Origin of the sequence: Pseudokineococcus sp. 5B2Z-1, from assembly GCF_037482305.1 — a bacterium.
GTDB lineage: Bacteria > Actinomycetota > Actinomycetes > Actinomycetales > Quadrisphaeraceae > Pseudokineococcus.
This window is the reverse complement of record NZ_JBBHZG010000002.1, coordinates 690,170-716,398: the sequence shown is the minus strand read 5'-3', so window position 1 is coordinate 716,398 and position 26,229 is coordinate 690,170. Positions and strand designations below refer to the sequence as shown.

25 protein-coding genes are annotated in these 26,229 nt (G+C 77.7%); 6 read left to right on the top strand and 19 right to left on the bottom strand.

Features of this window, described 5'->3' with window-relative positions; translation table 11 throughout:
• Positions 1 to 92: 92 nt before the first annotated feature.
• Both WDV85_RS07390 and WDV85_RS07385 read left to right on the top strand, forming a co-directional pair.
• The gene (locus WDV85_RS07390) at positions 93 to 1,304 is read left to right on the top strand and encodes a cupin domain-containing protein (RefSeq protein ID WP_445263259.1); all 1,212 of its coding nucleotides are present in this window, start codon (positions 93 to 95) and stop codon (positions 1,302 to 1,304) included.
• Positions 1,301 to 2,383, top strand: coding sequence for a sucrase ferredoxin (locus WDV85_RS07385; protein ID WP_339570016.1), 1,083 nt, complete (start codon positions 1,301 to 1,303; stop codon positions 2,381 to 2,383). Before WDV85_RS07390 ends, WDV85_RS07385 begins: the two co-directional genes overlap by 4 nt.
• Before the next feature lie 46 nt (positions 2,384 to 2,429).
• On the opposite strand, the gene ispF is transcribed toward WDV85_RS07385, so the two are convergent.
• From ispF to WDV85_RS07370, 3 genes are all read right to left on the bottom strand, one after another.
• Entirely contained in the window at positions 2,430 to 2,963 is a 534-nt protein-coding gene (ispF, locus tag WDV85_RS07380) for a 2-C-methyl-D-erythritol 2,4-cyclodiphosphate synthase (RefSeq protein ID WP_339570015.1), read from the bottom strand.
• Positions 2,960 to 3,649 carry a 2-C-methyl-D-erythritol 4-phosphate cytidylyltransferase gene (gene ispD, locus WDV85_RS07375; protein WP_445263258.1) on the bottom strand — a complete coding sequence of 230 codons (690 nt, stop codon included), beginning with the start codon at positions 3,647 to 3,649 and terminating at the stop codon, positions 2,960 to 2,962. Before ispD ends, ispF begins: the two co-directional genes overlap by 4 nt.
• 134 nt (positions 3,650 to 3,783) lie before the next feature.
• Positions 3,784 to 4,266: a CarD family transcriptional regulator gene (locus tag WDV85_RS07370; protein WP_171203480.1), complete on the bottom strand. Its 483-nt coding sequence runs from the start codon at positions 4,264 to 4,266 to the stop codon at positions 3,784 to 3,786.
• A gap of 250 nt (positions 4,267 to 4,516) precedes the next feature.
• On the opposite strand from WDV85_RS07370, the gene WDV85_RS07365 reads away from it, so the two are divergent.
• On the top strand, positions 4,517 to 5,113 hold the full coding sequence (locus WDV85_RS07365) for a hypothetical protein (RefSeq protein ID WP_339570014.1): 597 nt from the start codon (positions 4,517 to 4,519) through the stop codon (positions 5,111 to 5,113).
• 113 nt (positions 5,114 to 5,226) lie between these two features.
• Here the strand turns inward: WDV85_RS07365 and WDV85_RS07360 are convergent, their stop codons facing one another.
• The 3 genes from WDV85_RS07360 to WDV85_RS07350 form a co-directional block, all read right to left on the bottom strand.
• Positions 5,227 to 5,658: a VOC family protein gene (locus tag WDV85_RS07360; protein ID WP_339570013.1), complete on the bottom strand. Its 432-nt coding sequence runs from the start codon at positions 5,656 to 5,658 to the stop codon at positions 5,227 to 5,229.
• 116 nt (positions 5,659 to 5,774) lie between these two features.
• Positions 5,775 to 6,458 carry a response regulator transcription factor gene (locus tag WDV85_RS07355; protein WP_339570012.1) on the bottom strand — a complete coding sequence of 228 codons (684 nt, stop codon included), beginning with the start codon at positions 6,456 to 6,458 and terminating at the stop codon, positions 5,775 to 5,777.
• 65 nt (positions 6,459 to 6,523) lie between these two features.
• Positions 6,524 to 7,717, bottom strand: coding sequence for a sensor histidine kinase (locus WDV85_RS07350; protein ID WP_339570011.1), 1,194 nt, complete (start codon positions 7,715 to 7,717; stop codon positions 6,524 to 6,526).
• Between the two features lie 122 nt (positions 7,718 to 7,839).
• Here WDV85_RS07350 and phoU point away from each other — a divergent pair, with 122 nt between their 5' ends.
• Positions 7,840 to 8,505: a phosphate signaling complex protein PhoU gene (phoU, locus tag WDV85_RS07345; protein WP_171203484.1), complete on the top strand. Its 666-nt coding sequence runs from the start codon at positions 7,840 to 7,842 to the stop codon at positions 8,503 to 8,505.
• Positions 8,506 to 8,610: 105 nt separating this feature from the next.
• Here the strand turns inward: phoU and WDV85_RS07340 are convergent, their stop codons facing one another.
• Complete coding sequence (locus tag WDV85_RS07340) at positions 8,611 to 9,387, bottom strand: phosphoglyceromutase (RefSeq protein WP_171203485.1); 777 nt, start codon at positions 9,385 to 9,387, stop codon at positions 8,611 to 8,613.
• 28 nt (positions 9,388 to 9,415) lie between these two features.
• A complete protein-coding gene (gene mshA / locus WDV85_RS07335) occupies positions 9,416 to 10,744 on the bottom strand; it encodes a D-inositol-3-phosphate glycosyltransferase (protein ID WP_339570010.1) in 1,329 nt (442 codons plus the stop codon).
• Positions 10,745 to 10,836: 92 nt separating this feature from the next.
• Here mshA and WDV85_RS07330 point away from each other — a divergent pair, with 92 nt between their 5' ends.
• Entirely contained in the window at positions 10,837 to 11,688 is an 852-nt protein-coding gene (locus WDV85_RS07330; RefSeq protein ID WP_445263257.1) for a class I SAM-dependent methyltransferase, read from the top strand.
• Between the two features lie 178 nt (positions 11,689 to 11,866).
• Here WDV85_RS07330 and WDV85_RS07325 read toward each other — a convergent pair whose 3' ends face one another.
• The 3 genes from WDV85_RS07325 to WDV85_RS07315 all read right to left on the bottom strand — a co-directional run bounded on the left by WDV85_RS07325 (position 11,867) and on the right by WDV85_RS07315 (position 13,720).
• A complete protein-coding gene (locus WDV85_RS07325) occupies positions 11,867 to 12,181 on the bottom strand; it encodes a DUF2516 family protein (protein WP_339570008.1) in 315 nt (104 codons plus the stop codon).
• Between the two features lie 91 nt (positions 12,182 to 12,272).
• Positions 12,273 to 12,707: a D-aminoacyl-tRNA deacylase gene (dtd, locus tag WDV85_RS07320; RefSeq protein WP_445263212.1), complete on the bottom strand. Its 435-nt coding sequence runs from the start codon at positions 12,705 to 12,707 to the stop codon at positions 12,273 to 12,275.
• Positions 12,704 to 13,720, bottom strand: coding sequence for an asparaginase (locus WDV85_RS07315; RefSeq protein ID WP_339570006.1), 1,017 nt, complete (start codon positions 13,718 to 13,720; stop codon positions 12,704 to 12,706). The genes dtd and WDV85_RS07315 overlap by 4 nt, the downstream gene beginning before the upstream one ends.
• A 131-nt stretch (positions 13,721 to 13,851) precedes the next feature.
• Here WDV85_RS07315 and WDV85_RS07310 point away from each other — a divergent pair, with 131 nt between their 5' ends.
• Complete coding sequence (locus WDV85_RS07310) at positions 13,852 to 14,676, top strand: MOSC domain-containing protein (protein ID WP_339570005.1); 825 nt, start codon at positions 13,852 to 13,854, stop codon at positions 14,674 to 14,676.
• Positions 14,677 to 14,701: 25 nt separating this feature from the next.
• Here the strand turns inward: WDV85_RS07310 and hrpA are convergent, their stop codons facing one another.
• The 8 genes from hrpA to ftsH form a co-directional block, all read right to left on the bottom strand.
• Positions 14,702 to 19,093, bottom strand: coding sequence for an ATP-dependent RNA helicase HrpA (gene hrpA / locus WDV85_RS07305; RefSeq protein WP_339570004.1), 4,392 nt, complete (start codon positions 19,091 to 19,093; stop codon positions 14,702 to 14,704).
• 38 nt (positions 19,094 to 19,131) lie between these two features.
• Positions 19,132 to 19,587, bottom strand: coding sequence for a hypothetical protein (locus WDV85_RS07300; RefSeq protein WP_339570003.1), 456 nt, complete (start codon positions 19,585 to 19,587; stop codon positions 19,132 to 19,134).
• A gap of 168 nt (positions 19,588 to 19,755) precedes the next feature.
• Positions 19,756 to 20,889, bottom strand: coding sequence for an ATP-binding protein (locus WDV85_RS07295; protein ID WP_339570002.1), 1,134 nt, complete (start codon positions 20,887 to 20,889; stop codon positions 19,756 to 19,758).
• 72 nt (positions 20,890 to 20,961) lie between these two features.
• Positions 20,962 to 21,441, bottom strand: coding sequence for a DUF3180 family protein (locus WDV85_RS07290; RefSeq protein WP_339570001.1), 480 nt, complete (start codon positions 21,439 to 21,441; stop codon positions 20,962 to 20,964).
• On the bottom strand, positions 21,438 to 22,454 hold the full coding sequence (gene folB, locus WDV85_RS07285; protein WP_339570000.1) for a dihydroneopterin aldolase: 1,017 nt from the start codon (positions 22,452 to 22,454) through the stop codon (positions 21,438 to 21,440). Before folB ends, WDV85_RS07290 begins: the two co-directional genes overlap by 4 nt.
• A complete protein-coding gene (gene folP / locus WDV85_RS07280; protein WP_445263256.1) occupies positions 22,451 to 23,281 on the bottom strand; it encodes a dihydropteroate synthase in 831 nt (276 codons plus the stop codon). The genes folB and folP overlap by 4 nt, the downstream gene beginning before the upstream one ends.
• Before the next feature lie 137 nt (positions 23,282 to 23,418).
• A complete protein-coding gene (gene folE, locus WDV85_RS07275; protein WP_445263255.1) occupies positions 23,419 to 24,027 on the bottom strand; it encodes a GTP cyclohydrolase I FolE in 609 nt (202 codons plus the stop codon).
• Between the two features lie 44 nt (positions 24,028 to 24,071).
• Positions 24,072 to 26,165: an ATP-dependent zinc metalloprotease FtsH gene (gene ftsH, locus WDV85_RS07270; protein ID WP_339569998.1), complete on the bottom strand. Its 2,094-nt coding sequence runs from the start codon at positions 26,163 to 26,165 to the stop codon at positions 24,072 to 24,074.
• Between the last annotated feature and the right edge of the window lie 64 nt (positions 26,166 to 26,229).

Sequence of the window (26,229 nt, the reverse complement as noted above, 5' to 3'; positions counted from 1 at the left end):
TGCGTCCTGCCGCCCCCCCCCCCCCCCCGGACCGGCACGACGGTCCCGCCCCCGACGGGGCGGCCGGTGACGACGCGCCGCGGCTCGCCGCGCTGCGACGACTGGTCGGCGCGGCGGCGGACGGCTTCGGCGCCACCTGGGGCGAGCGCCCCCTGCTCACACGGGCCGAGGACCTGCCGCGGGGCTTCGAGGACCTGCTGTCCGCGGGCGCCGTGGACGAGCTCGTCTCCACGCGGGGGCTGCGGACGCCGTTCCTGCGCGTGGCCAAGCAGGGCACCACGCTGCCCGACCGCTCGTTCACCGCGGGCGGCGGCGTCGGCGCGACCGTGGGCGACCAGGTGAGCGACGACAAGCTGGTCCGCCTCTTCTCCGACGGCTCGACCATGGTCCTGCAGGGCCTGCACCGGACGTGGCCCGCGCTCGTGGACTTCTCCCAGGCGCTGGCGGCCGACCTCGGCCACCCCGTCCAGGTCAACGCCTACGTCACGCCGCCGCAGTCGCGGGGCTTCGACGACCACTACGACGTCCACGACGTCTTCGTCCTCCAGGTGGAGGGTGAGAAGCGCTGGCGGCTGCACGAGCCCGTGCACCCCAGCCCGCTGCGCGACCAGCCCTGGACGGCGCGGCGCGCCGCGGTCGAGGCCGAGGCCGCCCGCGAGCCGCTGCTCGACGCCGTGCTGCGCCCCGGCGACTGCCTCTACCTGCCGCGCGGCTACCTCCACGCGGCGACGGCCCTCGGCGACGTCAGCACCCATCTCACCATCGGCGTGCACCCGTGGACGCGTCACGGCCTCGCCGAGCAGCTCCTGCGAGCCGCCCTGGCCGACCTCGGCGACGACGCCGACGTGCGCGCGTCCCTGCCCCTCGGCGTGCGCGTCGACGACCCGTCGTCGACCGCCGACGACCTCGAGCTCGTGCGCGAGCGGCTCCTCGCCGCCGTCCGGGCCGTCGACACCGAGCGCCTCGCCCGACCCCTCGCCGGTCAGGTGCGTGCCAACCAGCGCGCCGAGCCGGTGGGGCCCCTCACCCAGCTGCGCGCGGCGCAGGAGGTCGAGCGCACCGGCGACGCGTCGGGGCTGGTGCTCCGCCGTCACCTCGCCGCGGTGCTCGAGGAGCGCGCCGACGGTGCGGTCCTGCGCAGCCGCGCGGGCGACGTCGTCCTCGGCGCTGACGACGTCGACGCCGTGCGGGCGCTCCTCGCCGTGGGCGACGGCGGCTCCCCCGGCGCGGCCCTCCCCGACGCGGTCCCGTCCGCCGACCTCGCGCGCCGCCTCGTGCTCGCGGGGGTCCTCGTCCCCCGGTGAGCGCACCCCCGTCCCCCGGGCGCCCCGGCGTCGCCGTCCCCGCGCAGGTCGACCCGGGCAGCGCGGACGCCCCGCAGCGGCGCCGCGACCTGCCGCGGTGCTCCGACGACGCGCGCCGCCGGTGCGACCCCCTCGGCGCGACCGCGGCGTGGACGCGCCGCTGGCTGCTGGTCGAGCACCCCGGCCCCTGGGCGCCGGACGCGCTGGCCGGGTCGGGGCTGCCCGCCGCGCTCCACGAGCGGCTGCGCGACGCCGCCGCGGCCGCGGGCGGGCGGGTCCTGCTCGTGCGCCGGCCCGCCGTGCGGGGCGCCGCTGCGCCGGGGCAGGGCCCGAGCGCCGGCGCATCCTCCCCCGCGACGCGGGCCTGGGCCGTCGTCGACGAGCCGACGGGCCTCGTGCGCTGGGGCGCCTGGGACGCCGGGGCGGCGCACCCCGACGCGCTCGGCGCGGACGGGGAGGAGCGCGCTCGTCTCGACGCCGGCCTCGAGGAGGCCGCCCGCGCCCTCGGTGAGCCCCTCGTCGAGGGCGCGGGGGCCGAGCGGGACCCGCTGCTCCTCGTCTGCGCCCACGGGCGGCACGACGCGTGCTGCGCCGTCCGGGGGCGCCCCGTCGCCGCGGCCCTCGCCGCCCGCTGGCCGACGGCGACGTGGGAGTGCTCGCACGTCGGCGGGGACCGTTTCGCGCCCAACCTCCTCGTGCTGCCCGACGGCGCCTACTACGGCGACCTCGCCCCGGCGTCCGCCGAGGGCGTGGTCGAGGACCACCTGGCCGGGCGGGTCTCGACGCGCCACCTGCGCGGCACGAGCAGCGGCCCGCCCGCCGTCCAGGCGGCCGTCATCGGCGTCCTGGGCCGCTACGGGCCCGCGTCCGTGCGCGACGCGCGGGGTGGTCGGCCCGTGCCGGTGGGCCGCGACCGGTGGGAGGTCGAGGTGCGGGGCACCGGCCCGCTGCCGGCCCTCAGCGTCGTCACGGTCGAGCGGACCCGTCGCCCCCCGGCGCGGCTCACCTGCCGGGCGCCCGGCGAGGCCGTGGCCGCCGTCCACGAGGCCGTCGAGGTGCGCGTGCTCGACCGGGGCTGAGCCCCCGCACCCCTCGGACGTCCCCCCTCGACCGCCGGGTCGTCCCTCAGCGGGGGACGACGAGCGCCGTCGCGACGGCCGCGAGGCCCTCTCCGCGACCGGTGAGCCCGAGCCCGTCCGTCGTCGTCGCGGAGACCGCGACGGGCGCGCCCGCCGCCCGCGAGAGCGCCTCCTGCGCCTCGGCGCGCCGGGGCGAGAAGCGCGGCCGGTTGCCGAGCAGCTGCACGGAGACGTTGCCGACCTCGAAGCCGGCCTCCCGCACCCGGCGGGCCGTCTCCGCGAGGAGGGTCGCGCCGGACGCCCCGGCCCACTGCGGCTCGGCCGTGCCGAAGTGCTGCCCGAGGTCGCCGATCCCCGCGGCGGCCAGCAGGGCGTCGCAGGCCGCGTGCGCCACGACGTCGGCGTCGGAGTGGCCGTCGAGGCCGCGCTCGCCCGGCCACCGCAGGCCGGCGACCCACAGCTCGCGGTCGGAGCCCTCCGGCGCGAAGGCGTGCACGTCGACGCCCGTGCCCACCCGGGGCGGACCGGCGGTCGGTGACGGAGGACGGGCGGACGGCGTGGCCGCGTCGTCGGCGCTCACGCCGGCGCCCCGCCCACGGGCGACGCCGCGGCCGACGACGGTGCGGGGCCCGGGGAGGTCGCGCGTCGCGCGAGCACGGCCTCGGCGAGCAGGAGGTCGAGCGGGCCGGTGACCTTGAACGCCTCGGCGTCGCCCTCGACGAGGTGCACGCGCGCACCCGCCGCCTCGGCCAGGCCGGCGTCGTCGGTGGCGCCCTCCCCCACGGCCGCCGCGACGTGCGCCCGTCGCAGGACGTCGGCGGTGAAACCCTGCGGCGTCTGCACCCCCCGCAGGCGCGAGCGGTCGACGACGCCGCCCGAGACGTCGCGCAGCGTGTCGGCCACGGGCACCGCGGGCACGACGACCTCGTGGCCGCCCGGGCGGACCGCCGCGACCACGCGCCGCACGAGGTCGGCCGGGGCCAGGGCCCGGGCCGCGTCGTGGACGAGGACGACGTCGGCGCCCGCGGGGAGGGCGCCGAGGCCCGCGGCCACCGACGCCTGCCGGCTGGGACCGCCCTCGACGACGTCCGTCGGGGGCATCCCCGGCACCTCCGCCAGCAGGCGGCGCGCCTCGTCCTCCAGCCCGGCGGGGACGACGACGACGACCCGGTCGAGGGCGTCCGCCGCCGCGAGGCCCGCGGCGGCGTGGACGAGCAGCGGGGCGCCGCCCACGGCGACGAAGGCCTTCGGACGCCCCGCGGCCAGGCGGGTGCCGCTCCCGGCGGCGACGAGGACGCACGCGACGGCGCCCGCGCCACCCGCGACACCACCGGTGCCCCCGGGACGCGCGGAGCCCGTCGCCCCCCGGGGGGCGACGGGCTCCGTCTGCGGTGCGGTGCTCAGGACGCGAGGACCTCGTCGAGGATGGCCTCGGCCTTCGTCTCCTCGGTCTTCTCCGCGAGCGCGAGCTCGGAGACGAGGATCTGGCGGGCCTTGGCGAGCATGCGCTTCTCGCCGGCCGACAGGCCGCGGTCCTGGTCGCGGCGCCAGAGGTCGCGCACGACCTCGGCGACCTTGATGACGTCGCCGGAGGCGAGCTTCTCGAGGTTCGCCTTGTAGCGGCGCGACCAGTTGGTCGGCTCCTCGGTGTAGGGGGCGCGCAGGACCTCGAACACGCGGTCGAGGCCCTCCTTGCCGACGACGTCGCGGACGCCGACCAGGTCGCAGTTCTCCGCGGGGACCTCGATGGTCAGGTCTCCCTGGGCGACCTTGAGGCGGAGGTAGAGCTTCTCCTCCCCCTTGATCATCCGGGTCTTGATCTCCTCGATCAGGGCCGCCCCGTGATGGGGGTACACGACAGTCTCGCCGACAGTGAAAGCCATCTGCTCTATTCCCCTTTCGTGACCTCGAGGTTACCACGGCGAAGCAGTGCCCCCGGGCACTTGAGGGAGCATCGTCGCAGGTCAGAGGCCCGCGCGGCCCGAGAACGGCGCCCCGAAGGCCTTGACAGCGGCCCCCGCGGCGTGCTGCGGCACCCCCTCGGACGAGGGCCCGGCGAGCCCGCGGGCGCTGCCGCGACCCGCCACGGCTACGCTCCGCCCCAGACGTCGCGACCGACCCGAGGAGACGCCCGTGCCCCGCCCGACACGTCCCGCAGCGCGCCGCGCGGCCGCCGTGGTCCTCGCCGCCGCCGCGGTCTCGGCCAGCGCGGGGTGCGCCGTCTCGCCCGTCGTCAACCAGTTCTCGACGGAGCTGCAGTACGCGCCCTCCGACGGCGTCCAGGCGTACTTCCCGCTCTCGGAGACGGACGCCGACGGCCCGGGCACGGCGCTCCTCGTGCGCAACCTCCTGCTCATCGGCCCCGAGGAGGACGGCCCGGCGCGCCTCTACGGCGTCCTCGTCAACGAGAGCCTCGACGAGGTCTCCGTCGAGATCTCCGGCCCGGGCGGCCTGTCGGGCGAGGTGACCGTCCCGGCGCGCACCAGCGTCCCCCTCGGCGAGCAGCAGACGGAGGACACGGGCAGCCAGGAGCTCCCCGAGGGCGCCGAGGTCTCGGGCGACCTGCTCGCCGACCCGGTCGGCGCCGTCCCCGGCGAGCTCGTGCCCGTGACGATGGTCCTCGACGGCGCGGTGCTCGAGGTCGAGACGCCGCTCCTCAACGGCTCGCTGCCCGAGTACCAGACCCTCGTCCCCACGGCGGCCGCCACGACGCCGGGCGTCGCCCGGTAGCGGAGCCCGCCTCCGGCAGCTCCTCTCCCAGCAGCACAGCCCGGGCCGCGCAGCCCGAGCGGCAGGAGCCCCGACCACCGGTCGGGGCTCCTGCCTCATCCGGCGCCGAGGGCTCAGCCCGCGGCCCCGCCGGCCCCGTCGACGTCGACGAGCCAGCTGACACCCCAGCGGTCGCGCAGCGAGCCGAAGAGGCTGCCCCAGGGCGAGGGCTCGAGCGGCGCGAACACCTCGGCGCCCTCGGCCAGGACGTCCCAGGCCCCGCGCAGCGCCGCCTCGTCGTCACCGAAGAGGCACGCGACGCCCGCGGGCTCCTCCGTGCCCGGGGGCAGGTCGGAGACCATGAGCGGACCGCCGACGTCCGTCCGGAGCACGGCGTTGGCCACCATGTCGCGCACGCCCGGGTCGTCCATCCCCAGCGAGCCGTACGTCGTCACCACCGGCTCCGCGCCCCCCAGGGCGCGCCGGTAGGCCGCGAGCGCCTCCCGCGCGCTCCCGCGGGGGTGCAGGTAGGGGCACATCTCGGTCGTCATGGCGCCTCCGCTCACGGGGCCGACCACCGGCCCTCCCCCGTGACGACCGGCCCGGACGGCCGGGCTCATCGGTCGCACCTCTCCGGCCCGCCGCCCGCCGTCGGCCGCGCGGCGGGAGGCCCCCGTCGCCCTCAGCCCTCGAGCTTGTAGCCCAGCCCGCGCACCGTGACGAGCCGCCGGGGCGACGCCGGGTCCTCCTCGATCTTGGCGCGCAGCCGCTTGACGTGGACGTCGAGGGTCTTGGTGTCCCCCACGTAGTCGGCGCCCCAGACGCGGTCGATGAGCTGGCCGCGGGTGAGCACGCGGCCGGCGTTGCGCAGGAGCACCTCGAGCAGCTCGAACTCCTTGAGCGGCAGGGCCACCGGCTCCCCGTCGAGCGTCACGACGTGGCGCTCGACGTCCATGCGCACCGGGCCGGCGGCGAGGGCACCGGCGTCGTCGTCCTCCTCCGGCTCGCCGCGGCGGCGCAGCACCGCCCGGATGCGGGCGAGGAGCTCGCGCGAGGAGTACGGCTTGGTCACGTAGTCGTCCGCCCCGAGCTCGAGGCCCACGACGACGTCCACCTCGCTGTCCTTGGCCGTCAGCATGATGACGGGGACGGCGCTGCGGGCCCGCAGCTGCCGGCACACCTCGGTGCCGGGCAGTCCCGGGAGCATGAGGTCGAGGAGCACGAGGTCGGCTCCCGCGCGGTCGAACTCGGCCACCGCCGAGGGGCCGTCGGCGGCCACGGCCACCTCGTACCCCTCGCGGCCGAGCTGGTAGGCGAGGGGGTCGCTGAGGGACTCCTCGTCCTCGACGAGCAGGATGCGGGTCACGCGGGGTCCTCCCGGGTCGACGGTGGGCGCCGCACGGAGTGCGCGGGCGCCCGCGAGCAGGTGGGTCAGGTGCGGTCCCCGTCGTCCTCGGCGCGGCGCAGGGGGAAGCGGAGCGTGAAGGTCGACCCCTCGCCGGGGCTGCTCCACACGCCCACCTCGCCGCCGTGGGTGGCGGCGACGTGCTTGACGATCGACAGCCCGAGGCCCGTGCCGCCGGTGGCCCGCGAGCGGGCCGGGTCGAGGCGGTAGAAGCGCTCGAAGACCCGGCCGACCTCGGACTCGGGGATGCCGATGCCCTGGTCGCTGACGACGACCTCGACGCGCTCGTCGACGACCGTGACGACGACGGCCACGCGGGTGCCCGCGTCCGAGTAGGACACGCCGTTGTCGACGAGGTTGCGCACGGCGGTGACGACGAGCTCGCGGTCCCCCCAGACCTCGGCCGGCGGGGTGCCGCCGGGCCCGCCGCCGTCGTCCTCGCGCGCCAGGCGCGTGGTGATGCGGACGCCGCGGCCCTCGGCGACGAGCCGGGTGCGGTCGACCGCCTCGAGCACGGCCTCGTCGACGTCGACCGGCACCGGCTGGTGGCGGGAGTCGGCGTCCTGCAGGCGCGACAGCTGGACGATCTCCTGCACGAGCGCCGACAGGCGCTGCGACTCCCTCGTCATCCGCTGCGCGAAGCGCCGGACCGCGGTCGGGTCCTCGGCGGCGTCGTCCATCGTCTCGGCGAGCAGGGCGATGGCGCTGACCGGCGTCTTCAGCTCGTGGCTGACGTTGGCGACGAAGTCGCGGCGCACCTCCTCCAGGCGCTTGGCCTGCGTGCGGTCCTCGACGAGGACGAGCACGTGGAGGGAGCCGAGGGGGGCCACGCGCACGCCGACGACGAGGACGCCCGCGCCGTCGGCGCCCGGCGCCACGAAGGGCCCCCGCGGCAGCGACATCTCGGCGTCGCGGATCTCCCCGTCCCGCCGCACGCGCGTGACGAGCCCGGCGAGCTCGGGGTGCACGAGCTCGCGGTCGCGCACCAGCCCGAAGGCGTGCGCGGCGGCGCTGGCCCGCACGACGACGTCCGCCACGTCCACGACGACGACCGCCGAGGACAGCACCGCCAGCACGTCGGCGGCGCCCGTCGGCAGGTCGTCCTCCGGGGGCGGCTCCGGCTCCGGCCGGCGGGCGCCCCACCGGGGCGCGAGCACGCCGACGACCCCCACGAGCACCCCGACGAGGCCCGCGAGCGCAGGAGTCCAGGAGCCGTCCACGGCCCGCAGCGTAGGACCGGCCGCGGGGCGCCCGGAGCCCGCGGCGCGACCGGCACCGCCCGGTCGCCCGGCGTTCACCGGCGGGGTCGACTCCGTTCATCGACCGGTGCGAGGCTTCGGCCATGCGAGAGGTCTTCCACGACGAGCTGCGGTCCCTGGCCGAGCAGCTCACCCAGATGAGCGGTCTCGTCAGCGCGGCGATGGCGAACGCGACGCAGGCGCTGCTGGAGGGCGACCTCGCGCTGGCCGAGAGCGTCATCTCCGCCGACGCCCAGATCGACGCCCAGCAGCGCCACCTCGACGACCGGGCCGTCGCCCTCCTGGCGCGCGAGTCGCCCGTCGCCACCGACCTGCGGGTCGTCGTGTCGGCGCTGCGGATGTCGACGTCCATCGAGCGCATGGGCGACCTGGCGCGCCACGTCGCGAGCCAGGCGCGGCTGCGCCACCCGCACCTCGTCGTCCCCGAGTCGCTCGTGCCGACCATCTCCGCCATGGGCGACGCCGCCGCGAGCATCGCGACGACCGCCGGCACCGTCATCGCCACGCGCGACCTCGAGCTCGCCGCGCAGGTCGAGCGCGACGACGACCGCCTCGACGAGCTGCACCGCTCGGTCTTCGCCGCGATGCAGGCGCCGGAGTGGCAGGAGAGCGCCGAGCGCACCATCGACATCACGCTGTGCAGCCGCTACTTCGAGCGCTACGGCGACCACGCCGTCTCGGTCGTCCGCCGCGTCGGCTTCCTCGTGACGGGCGACTGGATGAAGCCGGTCCAGCCCGTCGCGAGCTGACGCCGCGCCGACGACGACACCTCGCACGACGACACCTCGCACGACGACCGAGGGCCCGCACCGCTGGAGCGGTGCGGGCCCTCGGTCGTCAGGAGCGGTGCCGGGTCAGCTCTTGCGGCCCTGCGCCGCGACGGCGGCGGCCGCCTCGGCCGCGGCGTCGGGGTCGAGGTAGCGCCCGCCCGGGGTGGTGGGGCGCAGGTCCTCGTCGAGCTCGTAGAGCAGCGGGATGCCGGTGGGGATGTTGAGGCCGGCGATGTCGTCGTCGCTGATCCCGTCGAGGTGCTTGACGAGCGCGCGCAGCGAGTTGCCGTGCGCCGCCACGAGGACGGTGCGGCCCGCCCGCAGGTCGGGGACGATCGCCGAGTCCCAGTACGGGAGCATCCGGCCGACGACGTCCTGCAGGCACTCGGTGCGCGGCATGTCGTCGCCGAGGTCGGCGTAGCGGGGGTCGCCGGCCTGGCTGAACTCGTCGCCCGCCTCGATCTCCGGGGGCGGCGTGCTGTACGAGCGGCGCCAGAGCATGAACTGCTCCTCGCCGTACGTCTCGAGCGTCTGGGCCTTGTCCTTGCCCTGCAGCGCGCCGTAGTGGCGCTCGTTGAGGCGCCACGAGCGCGTGACGGGCACCCAGTGCCGGTCGGCCGCGTCGAGGGCGAGGTTGGCGGTGGTGATCGCGCGGCGCAGGAGCGAGGTGTGCACGAGGTCGGGCAGGAGGCCCTCGGCGGCCAGCAGCTCGCCGCCGCGGCGGGCCTCCGCCTCGCCCTTCTCCGACAGGGGCACGTCGACCCAGCCGGTGAAGAGGTTCTTCGCGTTCCACTCGCTCTCGCCGTGGCGTAGCAGCACCAGGGTCATCGACGCGCCGCGCGCGCCCGTGGTGGTCGACATGCCGCCAACCCTAGGGGCGGCGCCGCGGTCAGCCGCAGGTGACGCGGGCGCGGGGCCGCCCCGCTGCGCCGCCTGCGCGCCGGGCCGCGGCCGCGCCGTAGAGGTCGAGCGTGCGCTCCGCCGTCCGCGCCCAGCTGAAGCCGGCCGCGTGCACGGCGGCGGCCTCCCCGAGGGCCCGCCGCCGCGGCTCGTCGTCGAGGAGCGCGCCGAGCGCCGTCGCCCACCGGCGCGGGTCGGCGTCCGGGACGAGCAGCCCCGTGCGCCCGTCCGCCACGGCCGTCCGCAGACCGCCGGTCGCCGTCGCGACGACGGGGGTGCCGCAGGCCTGCGCCTCGAGCGCCACGAGCCCGAAGGACTCCGTGCGCGAGGGGACGGCGACGACGTCGGCGGCGCGGTACCAGCGGGCCAGCTCGGGCGCCGGCAGCGGGTCGACGAGCCGCAGCACGTCGCCGCCCGGGCCGCCCACGAGCCCCAGCCCGGCGGCGAGCGAGCGCAGGTCCTCCCGGGCGCTGCGGCCCGCGCCGCGGCCGGAGGGTCCCCCGACGACCACGACGACGAGGCGACCGCCCTCGGCAGGGTCCGCCGCGGTGAGCTCCGCCGCCGCGCGCAGGAGCACGTCGGGGCCCTTGAGCGGCTGCAGGCGGCCCGCGAAGAGCAGGACCCGGTCGGCGGGGGCGAGGCCGAGGCCCTCCCGCTCGGCCGCCCGGGCCGCGGCGTCCGCCGGCGGGCCGAAGGCGGACAGGTCGACCCCGGGCGGCACGACGGCGACGCGGGCCGGGTCCGCGCCGTAGAGCTCCACGAGCTCGCGGGCCTCGTCGGCCGTGCTCGCGACGAGGCCGTCGGCCGCCGCGACGAGGCCCCGCTCGCCGCGCACGCGCTCCGCGGGCTCGAGGGGCTGGCCGGGCCCGCGGTGGGCGTCCTTGACGAGCGCCATCGTGTGCATGCTGTGGACCAGCGGCGCGCCCCAGGTGCCGGCGGCCCGACGGCCGACCTCGCCGGAGAGCCAGTAGTGGGTGTGGACGACGTCGTAGCCCCCCGGCGGCGCCGCGGCGACGAGGGCCTCGGCCATCTCACCCACGAGCGCCGGCAGCTCCTCCTTGTCGACCTCGCGCGGCGGGCCCGCGGCGAGGTGGACCACGCGCACGCCCGGGGACGCCGCGTGCACGGGCGGCTGGTCGGGCGACGTGGCGCGCGTGACGACGTCGACCTCCGCGCCCCGGGCGGCGAGCCCGCGCGCCAGGCCGACGACGTAGGTGTTGAGGCCGCCCGCGTCGCCCGTGCCCGCCTGCGCCAGGGGTGAGGTGTGCGCCGAGACCAGCGCGACCCGGCGCGGCCCCCGCGACGAGCTCGCGTCCACGGGCACGAACCTACGCCCTCACGCCCCCGCGCCCGAGCCGCGAGGATGGGCATGTGCCCGCGCCGTCCTCCGCCGCCGTGCCCGCGGGCGCGATCCGACTCGCCGGGGGGCGCCGGGGTCGCGCGCGGGGCCCCCTCGGCGTCCCGACGCGCGGGACGACGGGCGTGGACCGGCTGCGGCGCACCGACCGCTGGCTGGCGGGGCCGGGGGCGGCGCTCCTGCGGGGGGCCGAGGACCCCCTCGTCGTCGACCTCGGCTTCGGGTCGTCGGCCGTGACGACGCTGCACCTGGCGCGCGCGCTGCGCCGCGTCCGCCCCGACGTGGAGGTCGTGGGCCTCGAGGTCGACCCGGCCCGCGCCGCGCACGCCGCGGCGGCCCTGCGGGCGGTGCCGGCCGACCGGGCGCGCGGGGTGGCCTTCGGCGTCGGCGGCTTCGAGCTGGGCGGGCCCGTCGCGGGGCGGCGCCCGGTGCTCGTGCGCGCCGCCAACGTGCTGCGCCAGTACGCCGCGGCGGACGTGCCCGCCGCCTGGGCCGTCGTCACGGGTCGCCTGGCCCCCGGCGGGCTGCTCCTCGACGCGACGTGCGACGAGCTGGGGCGGCGCGCGGCGTGGGCGGTCGTCGGCGCGGCGGGGCCGGAGCAGCTCGTGCTGTCGGTGCGCCTGGCCGACCTGGCTCGCCCGTCCGAGGTGGCCGAGCGCCTGCCCAAGGCGCTCATCCACGACAACGTCGCCGGCTCGCGCGTCCACGCGCTGCTGGCGGCCCTCGACGCCGCCTGGGACCGGGCCGCCCCGCTGGCCCCCTGGGGCCCGCGGCAGCGGTGGCTCGCCACCTGCCGAGGCCTGCGCGACGCCGGGTGGCCCGTCCTCGACCGCGCGCCCCGGGGCGGGCCGCGCCGCTGGCGCCTCGGGGAGCTCGCCGTCGCCTGGTCGGCCGTCGCGGGCTGAGGAGGGCTCCGGAGGGATCGCTCGGGCAGGAGGAGGGGGCGCGCGGTCGGGTCCGCGTCCGGCGGCGCGGCGCTCCGGGCACTGGCTCGGCGCGACGTGGTCGCCTCGCGCTCGGGGCGGGGCGCCGGCTTGACGTGCCTCTCCGCGCCACCCCGCCGGACGCTCGCGAGGACCGGGGCTACCAGCCGACCGGGCCTGAGCCGCCACTGCGGCCGCCGCCCACCGAGCGCAGCGCGGGGCGGACGTCGGCGAGGTACACCGCGCCCGCGACGAGGGAGATGACGATGAGGCCGAGGCCGCCGAGCCCGGCGAAGCTGATGAGCGAGGCCACGGCGAGGATGGCGACCCACTTGTTCTTCGTGAGCTTGCCCGCCGCCGCGAAGGCGCCCGCCGGGCGGCGGACGGCGTCGACGAGGGCGAAGACGCACACCGCCAGCACCGCCAGCCCGAGGAGGAGCGTGACGTACCCCTGGGCCGCGAAGACACCGCTCATGGGAGGAGCCTAGGCGGGCGCGCGGGCGGGCGGCCCCCCGCCCGCCGGGGCGTCCACCGACCGGCCCCCTCCCCGGTCGGCCGCCGACGGCTCAGACGTCGAGTACGAGGGTGACGGGCCCGTCGTTCACGAGCTCGACCGCCATGTCCGCGCCGAAGCGCCCGGTCGCGACCTCGAGGCCGCGCTCGCGCAGGCCCGCGACGACGGCGTCGACGAGCGGCTCCGCGACGTCCCCCGGCGCGGCCGCCGACCAGCTGGGCCGGCGCCCCTTGCGGGTGTCGCCCTGGAGCGTGAACTGGCTGACGACGAGGACGGGCGCCCCGGCGTCCACCGCGGAGGCGTCCCCGCGCAGCACGCGCAGCTCCGCCGTCTTCCGCACGAGCGCGGCCACCTGCTCCGCGCCGTCGTCGCGCGCGACGCCGACGAGGAGCACGAGCGCCTGCCCGCCGGGCGGGTCGACCTCGCCGACGACCTCCCCGTCGACGACGACGCGCGCCCGGGTGGCGCGCTGGAGCACCGCCCTCACGGCAGCAGCGGGACGTCGACGCCGCGGACCTCGCCCACCGGCTCGCCGTGCCCGAGCACCGGCGCGGTCGCCTGCTCCGCGACGACGGGGGCGTCGACGCCGAGCGCCCGCAGGGCGGCCGCCATCGCGACGGGGCGGGCGCGGTCCCCGCCGTCGAGCACCTTGAGGGCGACGGCGCGCCCGTCCGGGAGCGCCGCCGCGTAGACCGCCTCCGCGCCGTCCTTCGCGATGAGCCCGGGGACCCCCCGCAGGAGCGCCGTGACGTCGCGGCGCGTGCCGCCGACCCACACGGGGAAGTCGCGGACGGCCTGCGCCAGGGCCTGCTCGGGCGTGCCGCGGTCCGCCGTCGCGAGGCGCGAGAAGGCGCGCGCGAGGCCGGAGAGGGGGACGGCGGGCAGCGGCGTGCCGCAGCCGTCCGTCGTCAGCAGCTCGCCCGTGCCCGCGGCGTCCGCGCCCGTCGTCTCCCGGACGGCGTCGAGGACGGCCCGCTGCAGCGGGTGGCCGGTGTCCAGGTAGTCCTCCGTCGACCAGCCCGCGGCGACGCAGGTGGCGAGCATCGCCGCGTGCTTGCCCGAGCAGTTCTGGGCGAGGCGCTCGGGCGCACGGCCCTCGGCCTGCCAGCGGGCGCGCAGCTCGGGGTCGGAGGGCAGGTCGGCGGTGTTCCGCAGCGCCCCCTCGTCGAGCCCCACCGAGGCGAGGACGCGCCGGGCGCCCTCGCGGTGGAAGTCCTCGCCGCTGTGGCTCGCCGTCCCCAGCGCCAGCAGGTCGCCGCCGAGGCGCAGGCCCGAGCGCAGCATCGCGAGGGCCTGGACGGGCTTGAGGGACGAGCGGGGCAGCACGAGCGCGTCGGGGTCGCCGAGGCCGCCGAGCACCGCGCCGTCGGGCCCGACGAGGACGACGTGGCCGAGGTGCACCGACTCCGCGACGTCGCCGCGCCGCACCGTGGCGATCGGGACGGCGCCCGCGAGGGGTCCGGGCGCGGCGGTGGGGCGGTCGGCAGGAGGCGTCGGCACGCGCCCGAGACTAGGCGGGAGGCCGCACCGGGCGCCGTCGCGGCAGCGGTGGACTCGAGGACGCCGTCCACCGCGTCGTGCGTCCACCGCTGCCGCAGGACGGACCGGCCGCGCGGTCTAGCGTCGCCGGCGTGGAGGGACGCGTGGCGCGGCTGGGGCTGACCCCGCTCAAGGGGGCGGCGCACGTCCGTCCCGAGCGGGTCGACGTGCTGGAGCACGGGGCGGTCGGCGACCGCGGCTGGTGCTGCGTCGAGCGCGAGACCGGTCGCGACCGCGGTGGGGAGGGTGCCGGGGAGCGCGGCGGCGGGCGCTGGGTGGTGGCGCGCACGGTGCGGACGCCGGCGCTCCTGCAGGTGCGCGCCACGGCGCGGCCCGGTCGCGGCCTGCACCTGCGGCTCCCGGGGGGCGCCTGGGACGTCCCCGCTCCGGGGACGGCCCCGCTCGTCGCCGACTACTGGGGTCGGCCCGCCCCCGTGGCGCTCGCGCCCGGGCCGTGGGACGCCGCCCTGTCGGACCTCGTCGGGCGCCCGGTGGCGCTGGCGCGGGTGCTGCGACCGGGCGCCGTCGTGTACGCCGAGCCGGTGGTGCTCCTCACGACGTCGACGCTGCGCGAGCTCGCCCGGCGCACGGGAGCGGAGGTCGACGACGAGCGCTTCCGCTCCCTCGTCCTCGTGGGCACGGGCGACGCGCGGCCCTTCGTCGAGGACTCCTGGCACGGGCGCGTGCTCGACGTGGGCGGCGCCCGCCTCGAGGTGACGGCGGGCGTGGCGCGCTGCGCCGTCGTCCAGCGGACGCCGGGCACCGGCGAGCGGGCGCCCGACGACCTCCTCGGCGCGCTCGCCCTCGACCGGGTCGTCGAGGGGCCGGGCGGGCGGGAGGTCGTCCTCGGCGTCGGGGCGCGCGTGCTGCGGCCCGGGCCGGTGGCCGTCGGCGACGCGGTGGTCCTGCGGACCTGAGCCGCGGGACGCTGGACCGGCGGCCTCAGACCTCGACGAGGGGCAGCTTCGCGAGGGCGCGCGCGACCCGCTGGGGCGAGGCGGACCCGCGCGTCGCGACCGCCCCCTGGGTGAAGAGGCTGACGCGCAGCTCCTCGAGCATCCAGCGGACCTCGCGGACGTCGTCGTCACCGCGGCGCACGGGCGGCAGGGCGGCGACGGCGCGCGCGTAGTCGGCGCTCGCGCGCTCGACGACGCCCGTGCGGTCGCGGTCGCGCGCGGCGTCGGCCGGCAGGGAGGCCAGGCGGCGCAAGAGCGCCTGGAGGTAGCGCTGCAGGTCGGGCAGCCGATCCCGCCCCGTCGCCGCGACGAACCCGGGGTGGACGAGGCCGGCCAGCTGGGCGCGGGCGTCCTCGAGCGCCGGGCGCACCGCCAGGGCCTGCAGCCCGGACCCGCCCGAGGAGGCGAGCCGGTCGAGGGCCGCCTCCACCTCGCCGGCGCTGCGGAGCACGCGCACGACGACGGCGACGACGTCGGCCACGGCCGCGGGCCCCTCGGCGCGGGCGCGCTCGCGCAGGGCGGCGTGGCCCTCGGGGTCGGTCGGCGGCCCGCCCGCGCGGCGCACGAGGTCGTCGAGGACGGCGTCCCAGCAGTCGTCGAGCAGCGCCGCGGTGCTGCCGTGGGGGCTGCGCGCCAGCACGAGGAGGTCGGCGTTCGACAGCCGCTGCACGACGTCCTTGCCCGGCGTCGGCAGCTCCAGCCGCAGGAGCCGGCGGGTCCCAGCGCGCTGGGCCACCCGCGCCTCCGCGGCGGTGGGGTGCACGCGGACGGCGACGGCATCGCCCTCGTCGGTGAGCGCGGGGAACCCGGCCACGCCCGCCGTGGAGACCTCCGGCGGCAGGGCGCCGCCCGCGAAGGCGGCCCCGGCGTCGCGGGCGCCGCCGCGCTCGAGGTCGGACGCGGCGGCCGAGACGGCCCGCCGGACGTCGGCGGTGAGCGCGCGGCGCAGCGTGAGGAGGTCGCGGCCGGCGCCGAGGACCGGGGACCCCTCGCGGCCGTCGTCGTCGCCGTCGTGGACGGCGAAGCGGACGCGCAGGTGGTCCGGCAGGGTGTCCGGATCCCAGTCGTCCACGGGCACCGCCGTGCCGGTGAGCCGCTCGAGCTCGCGGGAGAGCACGGGCAGCAGCGGACCGTCGTGCGGGCCGGCGACGGCGAGGACGGCGTCGGCGCGGTCGGGCGCCGGCGCCAGGTGGCGCCGCACCGCCTTGGGCAGCCCTCGCACGAGGGAGGTGACGAGCTCGTGCCGCAGCCCGGGCACCTGCCAGGCGAAGGGCTCCGGGTCCAGCTGCGCGAGCGCGCGGATCGGCACGTGCACCGTGGCGCCGTCGTCCTCCTCGCCCGGGGCGAAGCGGTAGGAGACGCGCAGGTCGAGGTCGCCGACCCGCCACGTGAGCGGGTAGTCGTCGACCTGGACCCCCGAGGCGGCGTCGGCGAGCAGCGCGGCGGGGTCGAAGGTCAGCAGGTCCGGGTGCCGGCGCCGCTCGCCCTTCCACCAGCGGTCGAAGTGGGCGCCGGAGACGACGTCGGCGGGCACCCGCGCGTCGTAGAAGGCGACGAGCGCCTCCTCGTCGACGACGAGACCGCGCGTGCGCGTGCGGTGCTCGAGGTCCTCGGCCTCCTCGAGCAGCGCGCGGTTGTCCTCGAGGAAGCGGTGGTGGTTCACCCAGTCGCCCTCGACGAGCGCGTGGCGGATGAAGAGGTCGCGGCTCGTCACGGGGTCGACGCGCCCGTAGGCCACCGTGCGCGCGGCCACGAGCGGCAGGCCGTGGAGCAGCACGCGCTCGGACGCCACGACGGACGCCCGCTTCTTGCTCCAGTGCGGCTCGGAGTACGTGCGCCGGACGAGGTGGCCGGCCAGCGCCTCGACCCACTCCGGCTGGATGGCGGCGACGCCGCGCGCCCACAGCCGCGAGGTCTCGACGAGCTCGGCCGCCATGACCCACGCCGGCGGCTTGCGCGCCAGCACCGAGCCCGGCCACAGCGCGAAGCGGGCGCCGCGCGCGCCGAGGTACTCGACGCCCCGGCGGTCGCGGCGCTCGGGCCGCTGGCCGTCCCGGCCCTGCTGGCCCCTCGCCCGCGGGTCCTTCGCCCGCTCCTCGCGCATCCCGATGCTCGAGAGGAAGCCCGCGAGGACGCTGGCGTGGACGCGGTCGGCGTCGACCTGCTGCTCGCTGCCGGGCAGGACCTCGTCGGCGGCCCCGCCCGGTCCGTCGTCGTCCGCCTCGGCGAGGGTGTCGGCCCCGTCCTCGGCCTCGTCCGGGGTCGACGAGGCGCTGGAGGAGGCGTCGACGCCGAGGGAGCGGGTGAGCTGGCGGAGCTGGCGGTGCACGTCCTGCCACTCGCGCACGCGCAGCCACGAGAGGAACTCGCGCTTGCACATCCGTCGGAAGGCGCTGCTGGACAGGGCGTCCTGCTGGGCGTGGAGGTAGCGCCAGAGGGCCAGGAGGGTGAGGAGGTCCGAGCGCTCGTCGCGGAAGCGGGCGTGCGCGGCGTCCGCCGCCTGCTGGTGCTCGACGGGGCGCTCGCGGGGGTCCTGCACCGACAGGGCGGCGGCGATGACGAGGACCTCGGCGACGCAGCTGTTCCGGTCGGCCTCGAGGACCATGCGGGCCAGGCGCGGGTCGAGCGGCAGGCGGGCCAGGCGGCGCCCGACCGGGGTCAGCCGCAGCTGCCGCTGCTCGGCGGGGCCGCGCTCGCGCCGGTCCCCGCCGTCGGCGCGCCCGACCGCCGCCAGGTCGTCCTCGATTGCGCCCAGCTCGGTGAGCAGGGCGAGACCGTCGGCGACCTGGCGGCGGTCGGGCGGGTCGACGAAGGGGAAGTCCTCGACCCGGCCGAGGCCGAGCGCCGCCATCTGGAGGATGACCGAGGCCAGCGACGTCCGAAGGACCTCGGGGTCGGTGAAGCGCGGTCGGCCGTCGTAGTCGGCCTCGCTGTAGAGGCGGATCGCGACGCCCTCGGCGACGCGGCCGCACCGGCCCGACCGCTGGTCCGCGCTGGCGCGGCTGACGGGCTCGACCGGCAGCCGCTGGACCTTGAGCCGGGCGCTGTAGCGGGAAACCCGGGCGAGCCCGGCGTCGACGACGTACCGGATGCCCGGGACGGTCAGCGACGTCTCGGCGACGTTGGTGGACAGGACGACCCGCCGCTGGACGCCCGGCCCGTGCGCGGAGAAGACCCGGTGCTGCTCGGCCCCCGACAGGCGGGCGTACAGGGGCAGCACCTCGGTGCCGCGCAGCTGCATCCGCGCGACGGCGTCGGACGCCTCGCGGATCTCCCGCTCGCCGGGCAGGAAGACGAGGACGTCGCCCGGGCCCGTGGCGGCGAGCTCGCGGACGGCGTCGCACACCCCCTGCACCGGGTCCTTGGCCGCCCGGGCCGGCTGGTCGTCCTCGCCGTCGTCCTCGGCGTCGTCGTCCTCGTCCCCCGCGGCGTCCTCGACGAGGGGCCGGTAGCGGACCTCGACCGGGTAGGTCCGCCCGGAGACCTCGATGACCGGGACCTCGCCGGCGACGTCGGCGAAGTGGTCGGCGAAGCGCTGCGGGTCGATGGTCGCCGAGGTGATGACGAGCTTGAGGTCGGGCCGCCGGGGCAGGAGCCGGTGGAGGATGCCGAGCAGGAAGTCGATGTTGAGCGAGCGCTCGTGCGCCTCGTCGATGATGACGGTGTCGTAGCGCGAGAGCAGCGGGTCGCGCTGCACCTCGGCCAGCAGGATGCCGTCGGTGACGACGGACACGAGCGTGCGGTCGCTCACGCGGTCGGTGAAGCGGACGGCGTAGCCGACCTGCTCCCCCAGCGGCACCGCCAGCTCCTCGGCGACGCGCTCGGCGACCGCCCGCGCGGCGATCCGCCGGGGCTGGGTGTGCCCGACCATGCCCCGCGCCCCGCGCCCGAGCTCGAGGCAGATCTTCGGCAGCTGGGTCGTCTTGCCGGAGCCGGTCTCGCCGGCGACGACGACGACCTGGTGGTCGCGGATGGCGGCGGCGATCTCCTCGCGCGCCCCCGAGACGGGCAGCTCGGGCGGGTACGAGAGCGCCGGGACGGACGCGCGGCGGGCGGCCAGGCGGCTTCGGGCCGCCTCGACCTCGGGCTCGAGCCGGTCGAGCGCCGGGTCGCGCTCGGGACCCGGCCGGCGCAGGGCCCCGTCGAGGCGCCGCTCGAGGCGCTGGGCGTCGGCGACGCCGACCTCCGCGAGCGCGGCCCGCAGCGCCGCGCTGCGGGGGGTGTCCTGCGGCGGGGGGCCGCCCGGGCGCTGCCCCTGCCCCCCGCCGCCACCCTGACCGCGACCGCCCTGGCCGCCACGACCCCTCTCACCCTGACGAGGGGGTCGGCCGGGCCCGCGGCGGGAGCCGCTCCGGGCGGAGGTGCGCTGGTCAGCCATGTCGGCGTCCAGGGTAGGCCTCCCCCGGCCCGGCGCCCTCAGCCCGGCGCCGGGGCCGCGCGCCGGACGAGCTCGCGCAGGCGCTCCCGCACGGCGTCGTCGACGTCGACGACCGCGAACGACGTCGCCCACATCGGCCCGTCGTCGAGGGCCGCGCCCTGCTGGAAGCCGACGGTGCCGTAGCGGGTGCCGAACTTCGACGCCGGCTGGTAGAAGACGACGACGTCGCCGTCGCGGGCGTAGGAGGGGAACCCGTACCAGGTCTTCGGCGCCAGGTGCGGCGCCTCCTCGGTGACGACGCGGTGCAGCTCCGTCGCCACGAGCCGGTCCGCCCCCTCCAGCGCGTCGACGGCCTCGAGGCACGCCTCGAGCTCCTTGGCGAGCCGCGCGGCCCCCTTGAGCCCCTTCGTGCTCCGCAGCTCCTCGGCGCGCTGGCGCACCGCCGCACGCTCGTCGTCGCTGAAGCCGCCCGCAGCCGCGTCCTCGCCGGCCATGCGCCCTCCTCCGTCCGCCCACGCGTCGTCGAGGCGGATCGTGCCGCTCGGGCGCCCCCGGCGCCAGAGCCCGTGCGGGCCGGGCCGGGCCGTCTGCCTCCCACCGGACCGGAGCCGATCGGCGACCAGACCGGCCGTCGGTCGGACGCGGCGCACCGGCCACGAGAGTCAACCGCGCGAACCGCCCCTGTCCTGCATCTCGTACCGGGCCGCGTGCTCGCGCAGGTACTCCCCGAGGTAGGGGACTGCGAACTCGACGAGCCCGTGCCCGGCCGGCCGGATGATGCCGGCTGCGATGAGCCTGTCCCGGTAGACGCTCTGGTACCGCATGTCGCGGTCGAGTCGCCGTGCCACCTCGACCGTCCGCGATGCACCCTCGTCCTGCGCCATGGCGACGAGGTAGGTCCGGTCGACGGCCGAGAGGGCGTTGAGGTTCGCCTCGTGGACGGTGCTCCCCAGGCGGACGCGGGCGGCGGCGACGCCCGTCGCCGCCGCCGCGAGGTCGACCACGCCCTCGTGGGCGGCACGCCACACGTGGTAGCCGACGAGCTGGACCATGAAGGGGTAGCCACCGGTCGCCGCCGTCGCCGCGTCCAGCGCCTCGGGGCGGATGCCGCGTCCGGAGCCGTCGAAGGTCTGCCCCAGCGACTGGCGCACCGCGGGCAGCGGCAGGTCGGCGAGAGTCACCCGCTCCGCGCGACGCAAGAAGGTGAGCACGTCATCGCCCAGGAGCGCGTCCACGGCGGACGGGAGGCCCGCCAGCGCGAGGGCGACGTCGCGGTCGCGCCGGACGAGGTGCTGGTGCACAGCGGCGAGCTGGCGGAGCTCCGGCATGCCCTTCCTGTGCACCTCGTCGACGGTGACGAGGAGGCCGACGCCGTGCGCTTCGAGGGCGTCGAGGAGCTGCTCGAGCGCCACCTGGAGTCCTGGACGATCCTGACGAGGCGCCGCCTCGAAGACCACCCCACCGACGCCGGCCACCGTGAGGCCCGACACCCGGCGCCCCCCGTGGGGAGTGGTGTCCAGGGAAGCGACCGCAGCCGCGGCGGCGTCGACGAGGCGGCCCAGGAGACCCGGCGTCACGGTCTCGTCCACCACCACCCACCCGCGAGCCCGGGCGCTCTCGCCCATCTCGGTCAGGAGGACCGTCTTGCCCACTCCTCGGGCGCCCGTGAGGAGGCTGAGACGCCCGGGGGCCCCGGGCCCGTCCTCCAGCGCCGTTCCGAACTCGTCGAGCACCTGCTGGCGACCGATGAGCAGCGGGGGGCGGGCGCCGGCCGTGGGTTTGAAGGGGTTGGGCATGGGTGACCTCCTCGCCGACGAAGATACCCGCACTCTTTAGATCCTTTAGACGACATGAGCTGCTCCTGCCCGTCAGCGCGAGCTCGCGGCCCCCGGTGGCGCGTCGTCCTCGTCGTCGTCCGGCAGCCGGCACCAGCGCTCGACGACGAGGCCGGCGACGAGCAGCAGCGCCGCGGCGCCGGCCGCGACGAGCAGCGCCAGCACGGACTGCCGCGGCAGCGGGTACGCGACGTCGGGCAGGAGGTGGACGACCTGCCCCACGTACCAGCCGAGCAGGGCCGCGCCCGCGAGCGCCGAGGCCTGCCCGAGCACCGCGGTGCGCGCCGCGCGCAGCGGGTCCAGCGGGCGGTCGCGGTGCCCGCGGTTCCACCGGCGCACCGGCCAGCCCAGGACGAGCACGACGACGGCGAGGAGCAGCACGGCCGCGACCGCCGTCCACGGCAGGCGCGTGAGGGTCAGCCCGAGCATCTCGAGCGGGCCGACGAGCGCGAAGCCGACGACGGCGGTGACGAGGGCGACCCCCACCGGAGTGGTCCAGCGGGTCGGCGTCACGGCGCTCCCCCGCCGGCGGCGGCGCCGCCGAGGACGGGCGGGGGCAGCGGCAGGTCGACGTCGCGGCGGACGACGACGGCGCCCGGCTCGGCGGCGTCGAGGGCCGCGGCCAGCTCCGCCACGGTGCCGCCCCCCGGCCCCGCCAGGTGCGCGGACGGGTCGACGAGCGACCACGGCACGAGCACGAACGCGCGCTCGTGGGCGCGCGGGTGCGGCAGCAGGAGCCGCTCGTCGTCGCGCGCCACCGCCCCGCCGAGGTCGACCACGTCGACGTCGAGCGTGCGCGGCCCCCACCGCTCGCGGCGCACGCGCCCGTGCCCGGCCTCGACCCGCCGGCACGCGGCGAGGAGGTCGAGCGGGGCGAGCGTCGTGCGCCCGACGACGACGGCGTTGAGGAAGGGCTGCTGGTCCTCGTCCGGCGCCTCGGCCGCCTGCGTGCCCGGCAGACGGACGGGGGCGGACTCGACGACGGGCGAGACGCCGGTCAGCACGAGGCCGGGGACGCGCGCCAGGGAGGCCACCGCCGAGCGCAGCACCTCGGCGCGGTCGCCGAGGTCGGAGCCGAGGGCCAGCACCACCGGGGTCCCCGTCGACCCCGCGTCGGCGAGGTGCTCCCCGCGCACGGGCGCCTCGCGGCGGACGCGGACGACGACGTCGTCGAAGGCCACGCCGATGGGCGCCTGGGGCTTGTGCACGGCCACCTCGACGGCGCGCACGCGCTCCCGGGCGAGGACGACGTCGGCCACCCGCTGCGCGAGGCGCTCGAGCAGGGCCACGGGCTCGCCGGCGACGACGACCGCGACCTCCTCGGCCACCTCGCCGTAGTGCACGGTGTCGACGACGTCGTCGCTCGCCGCCGCGTCGCGGGTGTCGAGCTCGAGGACGAGGTCGACGACGAAGACCTGCCCCAGCTCCCGCTCGGCGGCCAGCACCCCGTGGCGCCCGCGGACGCGCAGGCCGGAGAGCTCGATGCGGTCCACGGCGACCTGCGGGCCCGCCCCGGTGCCAGTCACCGGACGCCCTCCGCGCGGCGGGCGGTCGCCACGCGGGCCGCGGCGACGCGCGCGGCGACGCGGACGGCGTCGGCGCTCGGGCGCACGGCGTGGACGCGCACGCACCAGGCGCCCGCGGCGGCGGCCAGGGCGGTCAGGGCCGTCGTCGCGTCGTCGCGCTGCCCGGCCGGGCGCGGGGCGCCGTCGTCGCCGGCGAGCAGCGCGCCGAGCATGCCCTTGCGCGAGGCCCCCACGAGCAGCGGGCGGCCGAGGCCGACGAGGGCGTCCAGGCCGGCGAGCAGCTCCCAGCCCTGCTCGGCCGTCTTGGCGAAGCCGAGGCCCGGGTCGAGCACGAGGCGGTCCTCGCGGATGCCGGCCGCCAGGAGGGCGTCAGCCCGGCGCGCGAGCTCGTCGCGGACCTCCGCGACGACGTCGCCGTACTCGGCGAGGCCGGTCATGACGTCGGCGTGCCCGCGCCAGTGCATCGCCACGAACGGGACCCCGCGCTCGGCCACGAGCGGCGCCATCGCGGGGTCGGCGAGGCCGCCACTGACGTCGTTGACGAGGGCGGCCCCCGCCTCGAGCGCCGCCGCGGCGGTCGAGGCCCGCATGGTGTCGACGCTGACGGCCACGCCCTCGTCGGCGAGCGCGCGCACCACGGGCAGCACGCGCCGCTGCTCCTCCTCCGGCTCGACCCGTGCGGCGCCGGGCCGGGTGGACTCCCCGCCGACGTCGACGAGGTCGGCGCCGTGGGCGGCCATGGCGAGGCCGTGCAGGACGGCCGCAGCCGGGTCCAGCCAGGAGCCGCCGTCGCTGAAGGAGTCGGGCGTGGTGTTGAGCACGCCCATGACGAGCGCGCGGCCGGCCGGCGGGCCGGTGAGGCCGGGCACGGGCGGCGGGTCGACGGCCGCGAGCGGCACGGCGGTGGCAGGGGGCGGGGCGGCGGTGGGGTCCGCCGGCCCGGCGGCGGGCTCGCTCACGGCCGTCACCGGCCGTGGATGAGCGAGAGGGCCTCGGCGCGCGTCGCCGGGTCGCGCAGCTGGCCGCGCATCGCCGAGGTGGTGGTGCGCGCCCCCGCCTTGCGGACGCCGCGCATCGACATGCACAGGTGCTCGCACTCGACGACGACGATGACCCCGCGCGGCTGCAGGTGCGCCACGAGGGCGTCGGCCACCTGCGTCGTCAGCCGCTCCTGCACCTGGGGGCGGCGCGCGAAGACGTCGACGAGGCGCGCCAGCTTGGACAGGCCGGTGATGCGGCCGTCGGCCGCGGGCACGTAGCCGACGTGCGCGGCGCCGTGGAAGGGCACGAGGTGGTGCTCGCACAGCGAGTACACCTCGATGTCGCGCACGAGGACGAGCTCGTCGTGGCCCAGGTCGAAGGACGTCGAGAGGACGTCGGCGGCGTCCTCGTGCAGCCCGCCGAGCACCTCGGCGTACATCCGCGCCACCCGGGCGGGCGTGTCCCGCAGGCCGTCGCGCTCCGGGTCTTCCCCCACCGCGGCGAGCAGCTCGCGCACGGCCGCCTCGGCCCGCGGGGCGTCGAAGGGCCGCGGCGAGGGCGCCGTCAGCGCCTCGGTCTCGAGGCGGCCGATGCGGGACCCGCTGGCCCCAGGCGCCTCGCCGCGGTCGCCGACGCTCAGCCCTGCGCCCCGGGGTCGACCTGACCGCCCTCGGGCACCTCGCCGACGCCCTGCGCCGGGTGCTCGGGGCGGGCGCCCGCGGCCTGGTCCTGCGGCGCCGGCGCGCCGTGGCCGTTGCTCCCGCTCCGGCCGTTGCCGTTGACGGAGCCGTTGGCCGACCCGTTGAGGCGGCGACGCTCGGCGGGGGTGAGGATCGGCGGCTGGTCGGAGACGGCGCGGCGCTCGCTGGAGAGCCACACCGGCCGCAGCGGCCGCTTCTGCACCGGGGCGAAGACCTCCGCCAGCTCCTCGCGGTCGATCGTCTCCTTCTCGAGCAGGCGGCGGACGAGCTCGTCCAGCACGGGGCGGTGCTCGACGATGACCTCCCAGGCCTCGTCGTGCGCCGCCTCGATGAGCCGGCGGACCTCGTCGTCGACCACGGAGGCGAGGCCCTCGCCGTAGCCGCGGTCGTGGGCCATGTCGCGGCCCATGAAGGGCTCGCCGGCGCCGGAGCCGAGCTTGATGGCGCCCACGCGCTCGCTCATGCCGTACTCGGTGACCATCTTGCGGGCCATGCCGGTGGCCTTCTCGATGTCGTTGCTCGCGCCCGTCGTCGGGTCGTGGAAGACCATCTCCTCGGCGACGCGACCGCCCAGCGCGTAGGCCAGCTGGTCGAGCAGCTCGTTGCGCGTCGTCGAGTACTTGTCCTCGCTCGGCATGACCATCGTGTAGCCCAGCGCCCGGCCGCGCGGGAGGATCGTCACCTTCGTCACCGGGTCGGTGTGCCGCATCGCGGCGGCCACGAGGGCGTGCCCGCCCTCGTGGTAGGCGGTGATCTTCTTCTCGCTGTCGTTCATCAGCCGGGTGCGCTTCTGCGGGCCGGCGATGACGCGGTCGATCGCCTCGTCGAGCGCGGCGCTGTCGATGACCTTGGCGTGCGTGCGCGCCGTGAGCAGCGCGGCCTCGTTGAGGACGTTGGCGAGGTCGGCACCGCTGAAGCCCGGGGTGCGGCGCGCGACGGCGAGCAGGTCGACGTCGGGCGCGAGGGGCTTGCCCTTGCCGTGCACCTGCAGGATCCGCTCGCGGCCCTTCATGTCCGGCGGCTCGACGGCGATCTGCCGGTCGAAGCGGCCGGGGCGCAGCAGGGCCGGGTCCAGGATGTCGGGGCGGTTGGTCGCCGCGATGAGGATGACGTTGGTCTTGACGTCGAACCCGTCCATCTCGACGAGGAGCTGGTTGAGCGTCTGCTCGCGCTCGTCGTGGCCGCCGCCCATGCCCGCGCCGCGGTGGCGGCCGACGGCGTCGATCTCGTCGACGAAGATGATGGCCGGCGAGTTGTTCTTCGCCTGCTCGAAGAGGTCGCGCACGCGGCTGGCGCCGACGCCGACGAACATCTCGACGAAGTCCGAGCCGGAGATGGAGAAGAAGGGGACGCCCGCCTCGCCCGCCACGGCGCGCGCGAGCAGCGTCTTGCCGGTGCCGGGCGAGCCGTAGAGCAGGACGCCCTTGGGGATCTTCGCGCCGACCTCCTGGAAGCGGGTCGGGTCGGCGAGGAAGTCCTTGATCTCCTGGAGCTCCTCGACCGCCTCGTCGGCGCCCGCGACGTCGGCGAAGGTGACCTTGGGGGTCTCCTTGGAGACCATCTTGGCCTTCGACTTCCCGAACTGGGCGATGCGCCCGCCGCCGCCCTGCATGCGGGACAGGACGAACCAGAAGATCGCGACGAGGAGGATCAGCGGCAGCAGCGTGGACAGCAGCGACCCGAGGAAGGACGGCTGGGGCACCTCGTCGTCGACGGAGGCGACCTGCGCGTCGCTCAGGGCCTGCACGACCTCGTCGCCGCGCGGGGTGACGTAGTAGAACTCCACCTGCCGCGTCTCGGCGCCGCCGGCCTCCGGCTCGTAGGGCTCGGACAGCCCCAGCTGCACCCGCTGCTCGCCGTCGACCACCTGGGCGTTGTCCACCGTGCCGCCGCCGATGAGCGCCAGGCCCTCGGAGGTGCTGATCTTCGTCGCCCCGCCGGAACCGAGGAGCTGCGTCGCGAGCAGCAGGATGGCGAGGGCGAGGACGACCCAGAGGATCGGCCCGCGGGCGAGTCGTTTGAGGTTCATCGGTGTGCGAGGGGCTCGCGCCCCGTCCCTCCTGGTCGCAGAAGCCGTGGATCGACGGTACACC